We start from the raw sequence: 12,069 nt of genomic DNA, 5'->3' as shown, positions 1-12,069 counted from the left end.
ACGCGCGTTCAGCCAAATCAAAAAAGAAAAAACGATAAAACGCCACCCGCTGCTTAACGGATGGCGTTCAAAATTTTATGAATGGAACAGCAGCAACTTGCCAGCTGGCGAAGCCAAACGATGAGTTTGGTTGGTCAATTCTTTTTCTTCAAGCAATGCCCGCCCTTTATCTTTTGCCTGCTCGTCATTTTCTGCAGTAAACGTTTCTTCCACGATTAATTTGCCGGTTTGCTCATAGGCCGTCAGTTTATAGGTTCTCATGCTAGACAACTCCTTCTGAATGGTTATTCATTTTAAGTATATCGGGTTTTGTGGAAAAAGTCCTCCGCTTTTGAAACATTTCAAAACTTGCGGCGTATTAAAGGAAGAGGAGGAATGAGAATGACATTATCCATCGAGCATGCCACAAAAAAATTCGGTGATTTTACAGCAGTAGATGATTTGTCGTTGACGGTTGAACAAGGGCAGATGCATGGTTTTTTGGGAGCAAATGGGGCTGGAAAAACGACTTCTTTCCGCATGATTCTTGGGTTGTTGAATCCGAATGCGGGTGTGATTACGTGGAAAGGCCAGCCTATTACGTATGCAGCAAGTCCGGAAATCGGCTATTTGCCGGAAGAGCGGGGACTTTATCCGAAAATGAAAGTCTTGGATCAATTGGTGTATCTGGCGCAGCTCCGGAAGATGCCGGCTTCAAAAGCGAAACAGGAAGCGCTTGTCTGGCTTGAACGTTTTCAAGTACCGCATTATGCAGCAAAGAAAGTGGAGGAATTGTCAAAAGGGAATCAGCAGAAAATCCAATTGATTGCGTCGCTGCTCCATAATCCGTCGCTGCTCATATTGGATGAGCCTTTCTCAGGATTGGATCCGGTGAATGTGGAAATGCTGAAAAGCGCGATCTTGGATTTTCAGAAGCAAGGAGCCACAATCGTATTTTCCAGCCACCGCATGGACCATGTGGAAGAACTTTGCGACAATATGACAATTATGGACCAAGGAAAAGTGGTGCTCGGTGGTTCGATCCGGGAAGTCAAACGGTCATTCGGCAAGCAGAATGTCCGAATTAAAATGGATGAGGATCTTACTTCCTTAAAAGATACCGCCGGAGTCGTCCAGTTTACAAAAACCCACGACGGCGCCTTATTTCAGATTACCGATGAAGAGACAGCCGATCGTTTGCTGAACGAGTCGATGAAGCTCGGAAAACTTCGCCACTTTGCGATTGAAGAACCGTCTTTGGAAGAAATCTTCATTTCGAAAGTAGGGAAAGCCTATGCATAGTTTCTGGATTATCTTTAAGCAGTCCTTTTTAACGAAGGCCAAGACCAAATCGTTTATCATCACCACATTGATTGTCGTCGCTGCTTTTTTCCTGCTGGCAAATTTATCAAATATCATTGAAGTTTTTCAAGGGTCGGATGAAGATGGAAATGTGCTTCATGTGGTTGATGAAAGCGGGGAACTCACGCCGATTCTGCAAGCCCAATTGGATCAGCTGGGCAGCGATGTCCAGGCGATGCCGACGGATTTGGCAGAAGCCGAGCTAAGGAAAAGCATCTCAGAAGGGACAGTTGAGGCTTACCTTGTGCTCGAACAGGAAGGTTCGCTGAAAGCACGCTATGTGTCGGAATCCGCCAATGAACTTGGAAGCGGCAATGAAGTGGAACAAGCTGTCCAATCACTTCAGACAGCCGTGGCGGCAGAAAGCCTAGGATTGAGCGAAAGCGAAGTCGGACAGCTTTTTGCACCGGTTGCATTTGAACGGGAAGCGCTGTCGGAATCCTCCAAATCCCAGGAAGAGTTGAGCCAGGCGCGCGGGCTGGTCTACATTTTAATTTTGCTCATTTATATCGCGGTTATATACTATCCGAATATGATCGCCATGGAAGTGGCGAACGAAAAATCTTCCCGTGTCATGGAAATTTTAATTTCCAGTGTTTCACCCGTCAAGCATATGTTTGCAAAGATCGCAGGCATCGGCACACTGGGGATTTTGCAGATGCTGATTTTTGGGCTTTCCGGCTATTTGGCGATGAAAACAGCCGGCACGGTATTGACGGAAGGCGCCTTTAGCGTATTCGGCTTTTCCAATGTCAAAATCAGCACGTTCCTTTTTGCCGTCCTGTTCTTTTTATTGGGTTATTTCCTATATGCGGTGCTCGCCGCTTTGCTCGGTTCACTTGTCAGCCGCACCGAAGACGTCCAGCAATTGATGCTGCCGATGATGATGCTGATCGTCGTCGCTTCATTGATTGCCTTTTCAGGGATTTCCGTTCCGGAAGCCTCTTTTGTTACGGTCACTTCCTTCATCCCGTTTTTTGCTCCGCTCGTCATGTTTTTGCGGGTAGGGATGCTGGACATTCCGTTATGGGAACCGCTCCTGTCGATCGGCATCATGCTCGTGACCATCGGTTTGCTCGGCTGGTTCGGCGCCCGCGTTTACCGCGGCGGCGTATTGATGTACGGCTCTTCCCAATCGTTGAAAGACATTAAAAAAGCGATTCGTTTAGGCAATCAAAAATAAGAGGCCCAGCTGTTTGCCGGAAGTTTCCGGTAAACAGTTTTTTTTCGTTCTGGGTCATGGTAAAATAGGAACAAATATTCGGTTTCCGAAGGAGTAGAATTATGGGCGATATTCGATTTATCCATACGGCTGATTTGCACTTAGGGAGCCCTTTCAGCGGGATGAAAGGCTTGAAAAAAGAACAATGGCAATTCGTGAAAAACAGCACGTATGCCGCGTTTGACCGTTTAATCGACTACGCAATAAAAGAAACACCTGATTTTGTATTGATTGCAGGCGACATTTACGATGGTGAAGACCGGAGCATCCGAGCGCAGCACCGATTCCAGCAAGGGATGGAACGTTTAGCGGATGCCGGAATTCCGGTCGTGCTTGGATACGGCAACCACGATCATTTGAGCGGCCAATGGGTGCGCTTCGAATTGCCGGAAAATGTCCATGTATTTGGTCCTGACGTTTCGCAGATAAGATTGGCGACGCGAAACGGAGAAGCGATCATTTCCGGGTTCAGCTACGGGGAACGCCATGTGAAACGAGCGATGATCCAGGATTTTTTGCCTGCTGAAGAATCAGGAGCTTTTTATATCGGGATGCTTCACGGCAGCATGGACGGGGAAACGGCTCATGCGGTTTATGCCCCGTTTACGAAGCAGCAATTGCTTGAAAAAAACTACGATTATTGGGCGCTTGGCCACATCCATAAGCGGGAAGAACTGCATCACAACCCATCCATTGTCTACCCGGGCAATATTCAAGGACGCCATAAAAACGAATCAGGGACAAAAGGGTTCTACGATGTTTCGCTTTCCAAATCAGGCACAAGCCTTCAGTTTGTGCCGGTTTCAGCGGTTCAATTTGATGGCCTTTCCATCGCATGCGGGGGCATCATGCACATGAACGAACTGATAGATGCCTGCAGAAACAGTGTAGAGCATCATTTGATAGAGCATGGCCCTTCCATCCTCCAGTTGAACTTGGCTGATGTAGATGAAGGAGCCAAAGAACTTTTTGAAGAAGTGACGGAAAAAGAATTAAGGGAGACGCTCCAGGAAGCGTTGGAAGAACTGGAGACGTTTGTCTGGCTTTCTTCCATCGAAATTGAATTGGGGCAAGAAGTTTTTGAAATCTCACCATTGGCCGAGAAAATTATAGCGGCAATGGATTCCTGGCAATTGGCTGATTGGAAAAATGCATTAAAGGATTTGTATCGGCACCCAAAAGGCAGCCGTTTTCTTGAACCGTTAAGCGACCGGGAAACCGTTGATATTCAAGCAGCCGCTATTCAGAAAATCCGCCGAAATGTCCGGATGGGGGAGTAGAAGATGAAAATAGAAAAAGCCATCATTTACGGATTTGGCAAACACCAGGATTTAAGCATTGATTTGAATGGCCGGATGACCTTGTTGTACGGGGCCAATGAAGCCGGAAAAACCACCATCCAGCAATTTATTGTCCAGACTTTATTCGGCTACCCGCTGCGCACACAGAACTTGCAGCGCTATGAGCCGAAAGCGGGAGGAAAGTATGGCGGGCAATTGCATCTCACCGATCCGGTTTACGGCAAAGTCATAGTGGAAAGAGTGAAAGGCAAAGCGGCCGGGGAAGTCACTGTCTATTTTGAAGACGGCACACGCGGATCGGATGCCGAATTGAAAATGCTTTTGCGGGATTACGACCGGGCGGCTTTTGAATCGGTGTTTTCATTTTCCATCCATGAACTGCAGGGCTTGGAAAAAATGACGGAAGAGGAGTTGAGCCGGACTTTACTGGCCTCCGGGACGACCGGCATCGATGCCATTACGAAACTCGAAGACCGAGTGGAAAAAGAAATGGCCGGCATCTTTAAAAAAACAGGGCGCAATCCTGAAATCAATCAGCTGGTTGAAGAGCTCCGGGCGATGGAAGCGGAACTGAAAGGGCTTCGAAGCCGTGCTGAGCTGTACCGCCCTTATATCGGGCGTCTTCAGGAAATCGAGCAGCGCCTCCGTTTGATCGATGAAGAAGAAGATCGAGCAAGCGAAGAAATAAAGAAAATCGAAAAGCAGCAGCAGGCAGCACCATTGATCGAAAAAGAAAAAGGGCTTCAAAACGAACTGGAATCGTTGGCTGTGACGGCGTTTCCTTCGGATGGGCAGCGGCGGATGGACCGGCTTATGGACCGCTTGTCTGAAGCAAAGGCGAGAGCGGCATTTCTTGAAAAAGAAGCTGAAAGCACCATAAGCAAAGAGGTCGGCAGTGATGCTATCGGGCCGTTGAATGCCCTGCTCGCACGTGAATCGGAATGGCATCAAATGCGTTCCGTACTTCGCCGGAAGCAGGAAGAAGCCATTCGTTTGGAAGACGACCGGAGACGATTGCTTTCGTTAATCGGCATGGAAGAGCCGGCAGCACTTCAAGCAGACGTTTCATTAGGCCGGGAGGAAGAACTGATCTCTCTCGTTCAGCAAGCCGAAACGGAAGAAGAAGAAAATCGCTACGCGGACCGGAAGTTGGCAGAAGAAAGAGTGAAGCTTGCGGATGCCGAAAAAGAGCTGAAACTATTCTTGTCGAATGAGCCGAGTGAAAGTGAACGGAGGATGGCTGAAGAGTGGCAAGGGCTTGCCTCTAAAGTGGCTGAAGCCCAAGCAGCAAAGCGTGCCCAAAAAGCGGCAAATAGCCAGACCGTAAACTATGCCATAACGGGAATCGGCTTGCTTACACTCGCCATCAGTTTATGGCAGTCAAACTACCTTTTGGCGTTTATCGGATTTTTAGGGGCAATTGGCGGACTTTGGCTCCTGCTGAAAAAAGGGAAGCCTGAGGGGCTTGGAGCCGAACAGGAAGCTCTGCTAAGCCGCTATGGCGGCAAAGAAACCGAATATGCGGCATTGATTGACAGACTGGACAGCTATGACCGCAAATTGGACGGCTATATTGAACAAATCGAAGCAGCAAAGCGTTCCATCGGCAAGCTTTCCAAAGAAGGACGCAGCGAGCAAGCGCGTTTTGCTTATCAGAATTTCTTGCAGCGTCTCGGTCTCTCGCCGGATGCAAGCCGGTCGACGGTCCTCGGGCTATTTGAGAAATTGCGGGAAATTCATGCGGTTGCTTTAAAAGAACAGCGGATGATAACAGAAATCGCAGAGCTTGAACAGGAGCAGGCAGAGTGGCTCGCCCACGCTGAAAATGTGCTCGATGGGCCCGCACCAGCCGATGAATTGTATGCGGTGCTGCGCGGAGAAATGAATAAGCGGCAGCAGCAGCTGGCGGCCTTGGAAAAGCGGAAAGAACAGGCAGCGGCTATTCGCCAGGAGCTCGAACAACTCCATGCCCTTATGGCGCAAATTCATGAAGAACAACAGGGCTTAATGGCTGAAGCCAATGCCCAGACCGTAGATGAGTTTTATTTATTGGGGGATGAGTGGCAAAAGAAGGTGCAAATTGACAGGGAGTTGGCACCCATCCGGTCCCAATTGCAGGTTCTCGGAAATGTTTCCGAGGCGGCTGGAGAACAGTGGAAAGAATCGGACCTTTCGCAGCTTGAAGCGAAGCTCCAGCAGCTAAAAGAAGAGCGTCGGACCCTGTTGAGCGAGCAAGCTGAAAAACAGCAGTTCACGAATCAGCTGTTGACCGATGAAGCCTACGAGGTCCAATTGCAGCTTTTCAATGAAAAGAAAGAAGAATTGGCGGACATGGCCAAACAATGGTCTGCCAGAAAAGCGATCACGGAAGCGATCAAACAGACGATGGAAGAATTGAAAGAAAAAAGTTTGCCCGCAGTGATTCAAAATGCACAAACTTATTTCGAGAAATTGACTGCCAGTTCCTATAGGGGAATGGAAATGACGCAAGAAGGCTCCTTCGAAGCGGTGCGGAAAGACGGCATGCGATTCCATATTGCCGAACTGAGCCAAGCGACAAAAGAACAGGCTTATTTGTCATTGCGGCTGGCGTTGGCTGTATCGATGGCCGAAAGCCATCCGTTCCCGATCATCATGGATGATCCGTTTGTTCATTTTGATCGCCGGCGGCTCCAGCAAATGATAAACTTAATAACAGAGCTGCAAGAAGACCACCAGTTCGTCTATTTTACGTGTCATGAAATGATGCAGCAGGTTTGGCCTGATGCTTATGTAATAGACGTGGCTACTATCGAAAGGAGTGTATTTTCATGAGCAAAGGAATCACACAGCGAGCGGTTGGCGAAACCATCGATGAATTTTTGCTGATCAAGCAATCGGTTAAAGGCGTAACGACCACGGGAAATCCTTTCATGTCTCTCGTACTGCAGGATAAAAGCGGAGACATTGAAGCAAAATTATGGGATACAAAAGATGAACATGAAAAATTGTTTGCAGCAGAGACAATTGTCCGGGTAGGAGGAGAAATCCACAATTACCGGGGCAAAAATCAACTGCGCATTAAAAGCATCCGTCCGGCAAAACCGGAAGAAAATCAGTCCATCGCGGATTTGATGCCGTCTTCGGAAAAGAGCACAGACGAATTGTTCGAAGAAGTAATGCAGTATTTATTCGAAATGGAAAACCCGCAAATCCAGCGGATCACCCGCCACATTTTGAAGAAATACCAGCAGCCGTTTCTGACATTCCCAGCAGCTACGCGAAATCACCACGATTATGCATCCGGTTTAGCGGACCATGTGGTTTCCATGCTGAAATTGGGGAAAGCGCTTTGCGAAATTTATCCGTCCCTGAACAAGGACCTTTTATATGCGGGCATCATTCTGCATGATGTCGGCAAAGTATTTGAATTGTCCGGCCCGATTGCGACAACTTATACACTGGAAGGCAATTTGCTTGGCCATATTTCGATCATGGTCACAGAGATTTCCAAAACAGCTGACGAGTTGGATATCCACAGTGAAGAAGTGCTGTTGCTTCAGCATATGATTCTTTCCCATCACGGCAAAGAAGAGTGGGGGAGCCCGAAAAAGCCGATGATCAAAGAAGCGGAGATGCTTCATTATATCGACAATATCGATGCGAAAATGATGATGCTCGACCGGGCGCTTGGCAAAACGAAACCAGGTGAATTCACAGAACGCCTCTTCCCGCTGGATAACCGTTCGTTCTACAAACCGACCATTGATTAATAAGAAAAGCCCTTTGCCAATTCGGCAAAGGGCTTTTCTTCATATGGAATAAAAATTTAGTTAAACCCGTAAAGGCTAGACGGGCGCTTTCGCTTTTCTTATTCTGCTGGTGTTTCTTCCGCTGGAGCTTCAGCGTTCATGATATCGTCGAAAGCACCTTTAAGGTCTTCATCTTTGATATCGATGTCAGCATCTTCCATCATTTTCGCGATTTTAGGGATCAACGCTTCTTGGTCTGCTTTTCCAACAGCCAATTCTTTTTTGATTTCGTCTTTTTGATCTTCAAGAGCCGGCTGATCTTCCACTTGGCGTTTTTCCATCACTTGAATAATGTGGAAGCCGTGCTGTGATTGAACAGGTGCACTGATTTCATCCACTTCTAATGCGTAAGCCGCATCTTCAAATTCAGGTACCATAGCGCCAGTTCCAAACCAGTCCAGGTTGCCGCCGTTTGCTGCAGAGCCAGGATCCGTTGAATACTCTTCTGCTAATTTCGCGAAATCGCCGCCTTCATCCAATTCTTTTTTCACTTTGTTTGCTGTTTCTTCATCTTCTACAAGAATATGGCGCGCGTTCAGTTCAGTGCCTTGGCGCTCATATTGTGCTTGGATTTCTTCATCCGTCACTTCAACGCCGTCAGTCAACGCTTTTTCCTGCAAGAGGTTTAAACGGATGACTTTGCGGTAGCTGTCTTCGGTTTGATTGTTTTGCTGAAGAAACTGTTCAAAGCTTTCGCCAAGCTGTTCTTCAGATTTTTTGTATTCTGCATCGACTTCTTTGTCCGTCACTTCGTACTTGTCCGCAAGCACTTTTTCGATCATTAGGACTTGGACGGCTTGATCGCCGACAGAGGTTTTCATTTCATTGTACAAATCATTTTCAGTGATGTCGCCGACTTTAGAAGAGACGACCACTTCTCCCTCAGAACCGTTATCGCTGCATGCGCCTAGTACTAAAACGGATGCGGCTAAAGACAATGTCAATATGGATTTCTTCATAATTATTCGCTCCCAACTTTCTTTCTAGATGCCGTTAGTTACTATAACATAAACGTTTTAAAAATCAAAAAGTTTCTTTTTCAAAAGAAAAAGCCCAAATGCCTGGGGCAAATGAACTTATGGGGTAAATTCTACGCCTACATATAAGGATACCAATAAGATGGTAATTAATATATTGATTGTACGGAAAATTTTCTGATGGTTTTCCTCCGGAATTTCCCTAGATGTAACAAGCGCTAAGGTCATTCGGTTGATCTGGAACAAGTAAAACACGGAAAACATTACAACAACTGCGATTATCATGGGTTTCCTCCCCTCTATACTTAGTTACTAGTATAACAAAGACGAGAGGAAAAAACAGGATTAGACCATTGCTTCCGGAACCAGAATTTCATATCCGGTTTCCGTTTCCTCGATCAAAGCGTCTTTTGGTGAATGAGCCAGATTCCGGAGATAGATCAAGTCCGTTAAGCACAAGCCGCAGTGGTAAGCGAGCAGCATGGCAAAATAATGGCTGTATACAGGAAATGAGATGCTAAGAATAATGATGATTGTATTGATCAATAAGAACGGGCTGAGCAAAGTAAACAAAAAACGTTTCTTGGAAACAGGTTCTTTAATATGCAAGGAAAACATCGGAAAAACCTTAAAGCTTTTTTTCACAACCAATTTGATGCATTTTCGGCAGCCGACCAAAGGCAAAAAGTGAAATGCCTTATGAAGCGGATAAACGGCTAAAATCGCCAAGATGAAAAAGAAGAAATTCTGGTCGGACAAAGGATCGGAATAAAGGATGTTCAGCATGATGTAAAAGCTCATGAAAACACCGAGCCCCATGAGTGCAGAAAGCATATAGACACGATCGAGTCCGTATTGTTTTTTTAAATTGATGGTTTTCCAGCAATGCATTGGTTGCATCTCCTAAAAGTAGATTGCTCTTTTGAGTCGATACATACAATACAATGATTCAGCGATAAAATCAAGACAGATTCATATTAAATTTTAGACAGCGTTTTCACTGCTTTTCAATTGCTTCAATCACATGATTTTCTTCGTTGAATTTGTTCTCGATGTTTTTAAAGGAAGCTTCAAAAATTTCCATAAAATCATCTCCGTAAATATTGCGGATCAAGGCCATAATATCCAAAAACTCCGGAAACTTTCCATAAAGGTTTCGCATCGGCTGAGACCCATCGATAACGGAGTGGGGTGTGTCATGGTAGCGTTCAATCATTTCTTGCATCAGTGCTTCGCCTTTTGGCGTCAATTCAACATATGTATTGCGTTTGTCAGTATCCCGTTTTGAAAAAGCGAGAAGTTCCCGTTCTTCCAATTTTTTTGAAAAGTTGAAAGCAGTGGACACATGCATAACCCCGAATTTAGCAACGTCCGAAATAGAAGCCCCTTTTAAATGATAAGAAATCCATAAAATATGATGCTCATTAATATTCAAATCATAAGGTTTTATCCACAATTGCCAATCTTTTTCGACTGCTTTCCATAACGCCTTCGACAATTGCCCAATGCGCTGGCTAAACAACATCGCTTCCTTCATCGTGTATTCGCGTTCATTCATTTCAGCACCAACTTTCCCCCAGAAAGATTTTTCTTTATTATAGCAATAAAGCAAACCTTATTAAAGTGTGAATAATAAAAAAATTCCCAAATAGAAAAGTGAGAGCGCCCGCTAAGCTCTGAAAGGCATAAGACAGACAGCCAAAGCGGCGTTTTTTGCCGCATAGGCGGGATGGCTTATGACCCGAAGAGCCGGGCGCTTGAACTGGACAATAAAGAAGGGGGAGAAGCCTTTTGAAAACAGCCTAACATTTTAGGCAATCAAAAAAACTGCCCGAGGGCAGTTTTACTTGTCATCCGTATGATCTGAATCGTCATTTTTTTCCTTTTTATCTTTGGTAATCGCATTCTGCAATTCTTCGATTGAATTTTGAATCGCTAAAATTTCAAGCTGCAAATGTTCTTTGGCCGGTGCTGTTCCTTCTTGCCAATTTTCCATTGAAGCCTTCAAGCCTTCTGCAGCTGCTGGAAAGTGCGTTTTTGCTTCCGCCGATAAGGTGGCGATGGATTCCTTCAGTCCGTTTACTTTCTCTTTGACATCTGCAAGCTTCTCTTTCCAATCGGAAGAAGTCGTTTTTACAGAGGTGCGAAGTTCTTTACCGGATTGTGGTGTTGAGAATAATGTGGCTGCAGCTCCAGCTGCTAACCCTGTTGCAAGACCTAAAAAAAATGTCGATGCTTTCATCGGCAAACGCCCCTTTCATCTATACCGTTCTTTTCCTCTATTTTACTTAATTAAAACATAAAGGTGAATGGGGATTCAATGAAAAAAAGCTTTTCAAGGACAATGTCCTTGAAAAGCTTTCGGTTACGCTGATTGAGTAGCGGCCGTTTCGAATTTCGAACGTCTTACCAAAGTAAGGACAATCGGGTAAATAAATGCGAAAGCGACGCCGTTCAGCAGCATAGCAGGCAGCACGACAGTAGTGAAGAGGATCCCAAACGGAATATCCGCACCGATGACGAAGATGGCCGATGACAGGAATACGGTTCCTGACAGTACCGTGCCTCCCACGCAAAGCGCAATGGCTACCGGTAATTTTTGTACGATTTTCTTTAAGATTAGCACAAATGCCAAAAAGACAAATGCGGTAATGAATTTATCAAGGATATTTGGGACAAATCCTCCCGGGAATGTTGAAAACAGTCCGGATATAACACCTGTAGTCACTGCAAGCAAAAATACCGATTTCACATTCGGGAATAACAGGATGCCGATAAACATCATGGTCAACATAAAGTCCGGCTTCATGCCTCCGCTAAATCCGGGGATAATCACATAAAGTGCAGCTCCCACACTGACCAATAAGGCCATCAAAACTAAATTCTTCGTATTCATTTCTCATCTCTCCTCAGCTCGACTCTTTTTGCTCTTTCCCGGACGTGCCCTCGTGGCCGCCGGCGAAAAAACTTATCCTGATTCTATCCTTTATTGCGAACGAAAGCAAGCATTTAAGCCAGTTTTTCCTTTACCTGTTCAGCCAGTTCCTGAATTCGTTCGGTTGTGAATTCTTTTTCTTTCGTCATCCATTTTGCCCCGAATCCATCCGTTTCACCGTAGCGCGGGATGAAATGAAGGTGGAAATGGAAAACGCTTTGGCCTGCCTTAGCGCCGTTATTGTTCAATAAGTTCATGCCTTCCGGTTCGAATGTCTCTTTGATGGCGGAAGCAATTTTCGGTGCAACACTGAAAAGATGGGAAGCTTCTTCCGGCGTCATGTCGTAGACAAACTCGCGATGCGTTTTTGGAATAAGGAGCGTGTGCCCTTTGGATAGCGGCATGATGTCCATGAACGCATAAACATGCTCGTCTTCATAAACTTTCACGCTTGGGATATCGCCGGCAATAATTTTGCAGAAAATACAATTGGTCATTGTCA

General features: G+C 45.8%; 13 protein-coding genes. 5 read left to right on the top strand and 8 right to left on the bottom strand.

The window, feature by feature from the left end; genetic code table 11:
• Positions 1 to 75: 75 nt before the first annotated feature.
• On the bottom strand, positions 76 to 261 hold the full coding sequence (locus BN1080_RS11945; protein ID WP_052652298.1) for a YhzD family protein: 186 nt from the start codon (positions 259 to 261) through the stop codon (positions 76 to 78).
• 120 nt (positions 262 to 381) lie between these two features.
• Here BN1080_RS11945 and BN1080_RS11940 point away from each other — a divergent pair, with 120 nt between their 5' ends.
• From BN1080_RS11940 to yhaM, 5 genes are all read left to right on the top strand, one after another.
• Positions 382 to 1,281 carry an ABC transporter ATP-binding protein gene (locus BN1080_RS11940; protein WP_052652297.1) on the top strand — a complete coding sequence of 300 codons (900 nt, stop codon included), beginning with the start codon at positions 382 to 384 and terminating at the stop codon, positions 1,279 to 1,281.
• The gene (locus BN1080_RS11935) at positions 1,274 to 2,524 is read left to right on the top strand and encodes an ABC transporter permease (RefSeq protein WP_052652295.1); all 1,251 of its coding nucleotides are present in this window, start codon (positions 1,274 to 1,276) and stop codon (positions 2,522 to 2,524) included. The genes BN1080_RS11940 and BN1080_RS11935 overlap by 8 nt, the downstream gene beginning before the upstream one ends.
• A gap of 101 nt (positions 2,525 to 2,625) precedes the next feature.
• The gene (locus BN1080_RS11930) at positions 2,626 to 3,843 is read left to right on the top strand and encodes a metallophosphoesterase family protein (RefSeq protein ID WP_052652293.1); all 1,218 of its coding nucleotides are present in this window, start codon (positions 2,626 to 2,628) and stop codon (positions 3,841 to 3,843) included.
• A 3-nt stretch (positions 3,844 to 3,846) separates the two neighbouring features.
• Positions 3,847 to 6,678, top strand: a complete 2,832-nt coding sequence (locus tag BN1080_RS11925; protein WP_052652291.1) for an ATP-binding protein — start codon at positions 3,847 to 3,849, stop codon at positions 6,676 to 6,678.
• Entirely contained in the window at positions 6,675 to 7,616 is a 942-nt protein-coding gene (gene yhaM, locus BN1080_RS11920) for a 3'-5' exoribonuclease YhaM (RefSeq protein WP_052652289.1), read from the top strand. The genes BN1080_RS11925 and yhaM overlap by 4 nt, the downstream gene beginning before the upstream one ends.
• 98 nt (positions 7,617 to 7,714) lie before the next feature.
• On the opposite strand, the gene BN1080_RS11915 is transcribed toward yhaM, so the two are convergent.
• From BN1080_RS11915 to BN1080_RS11885, 7 genes are all read right to left on the bottom strand, one after another.
• Entirely contained in the window at positions 7,715 to 8,614 is a 900-nt protein-coding gene (locus tag BN1080_RS11915; RefSeq protein ID WP_052652288.1) for a peptidylprolyl isomerase, read from the bottom strand.
• A gap of 117 nt (positions 8,615 to 8,731) precedes the next feature.
• Entirely contained in the window at positions 8,732 to 8,917 is a 186-nt protein-coding gene (locus BN1080_RS11910) for a hypothetical protein (RefSeq protein WP_052652286.1), read from the bottom strand.
• Positions 8,918 to 8,977: 60 nt separating this feature from the next.
• Entirely contained in the window at positions 8,978 to 9,523 is a 546-nt protein-coding gene (locus BN1080_RS11905) for a DUF3267 domain-containing protein (protein ID WP_052652284.1), read from the bottom strand.
• A 106-nt stretch (positions 9,524 to 9,629) separates the two neighbouring features.
• A complete protein-coding gene (locus BN1080_RS11900) occupies positions 9,630 to 10,190 on the bottom strand; it encodes an HTH-type transcriptional regulator Hpr (RefSeq protein ID WP_052652283.1) in 561 nt (186 codons plus the stop codon).
• A 285-nt stretch (positions 10,191 to 10,475) separates the two neighbouring features.
• Positions 10,476 to 10,874 (bottom strand): YtxH domain-containing protein, encoded by a 399-nt coding sequence (locus BN1080_RS11895; RefSeq protein WP_052652282.1) that lies wholly within the window; start codon positions 10,872 to 10,874, stop codon positions 10,476 to 10,478.
• Positions 10,875 to 10,997: 123 nt separating this feature from the next.
• The gene (locus BN1080_RS11890; protein WP_052652281.1) at positions 10,998 to 11,528 is read right to left on the bottom strand and encodes a tryptophan transporter; all 531 of its coding nucleotides are present in this window, start codon (positions 11,526 to 11,528) and stop codon (positions 10,998 to 11,000) included.
• A 113-nt stretch (positions 11,529 to 11,641) separates the two neighbouring features.
• Positions 11,642 to 12,064, bottom strand: a complete 423-nt coding sequence (locus tag BN1080_RS11885; protein WP_052652280.1) for an HIT family protein — start codon at positions 12,062 to 12,064, stop codon at positions 11,642 to 11,644.
• Between the last annotated feature and the right edge of the window lie 5 nt (positions 12,065 to 12,069).

Origin of the sequence: Planococcus massiliensis (assembly GCF_000821325.1) — a bacterium.
Taxonomy (GTDB): Bacteria; Bacillota; Bacilli; order Bacillales_A; family Planococcaceae; genus Planococcus; species Planococcus ruber.
The sequence above is the reverse complement of the archived record's forward strand: the minus strand, read 5'-3'. Positions and strand labels throughout refer to the sequence as shown.

Coding starts and splice junctions, on each gene's coding strand:
- BN1080_RS11945 (WP_052652298.1), bottom strand. CDS start 261: ATGAGAACCTATAAACTGACGGCCTATGAGCAAACCGGCAAATTAATC.
- BN1080_RS11940 (WP_052652297.1), top strand. CDS start 382: ATGACATTATCCATCGAGCATGCCACAAAAAAATTCGGTGATTTTACA.
- BN1080_RS11935 (WP_052652295.1), top strand. CDS start 1,274: ATGCATAGTTTCTGGATTATCTTTAAGCAGTCCTTTTTAACGAAGGCC.
- BN1080_RS11930 (WP_052652293.1), top strand. CDS start 2,626: ATGGGCGATATTCGATTTATCCATACGGCTGATTTGCACTTAGGGAGC.
- BN1080_RS11925 (WP_052652291.1), top strand. CDS start 3,847: ATGAAAATAGAAAAAGCCATCATTTACGGATTTGGCAAACACCAGGAT.
- yhaM (WP_052652289.1), top strand. CDS start 6,675: ATGAGCAAAGGAATCACACAGCGAGCGGTTGGCGAAACCATCGATGAA.
- BN1080_RS11915 (WP_052652288.1), bottom strand. CDS start 8,614: ATGAAGAAATCCATATTGACATTGTCTTTAGCCGCATCCGTTTTAGTA.
- BN1080_RS11910 (WP_052652286.1), bottom strand. CDS start 8,917: ATGATAATCGCAGTTGTTGTAATGTTTTCCGTGTTTTACTTGTTCCAG.
- BN1080_RS11905 (WP_052652284.1), bottom strand. CDS start 9,523: ATGCATTGCTGGAAAACCATCAATTTAAAAAAACAATACGGACTCGAT.
- BN1080_RS11900 (WP_052652283.1), bottom strand. CDS start 10,190: ATGAATGAACGCGAATACACGATGAAGGAAGCGATGTTGTTTAGCCAG.
- BN1080_RS11895 (WP_052652282.1), bottom strand. CDS start 10,874: ATGAAAGCATCGACATTTTTTTTAGGTCTTGCAACAGGGTTAGCAGCT.
- BN1080_RS11890 (WP_052652281.1), bottom strand. CDS start 11,528: ATGAATACGAAGAATTTAGTTTTGATGGCCTTATTGGTCAGTGTGGGA.
- BN1080_RS11885 (WP_052652280.1), bottom strand. CDS start 12,064: ATGACCAATTGTATTTTCTGCAAAATTATTGCCGGCGATATCCCAAGC.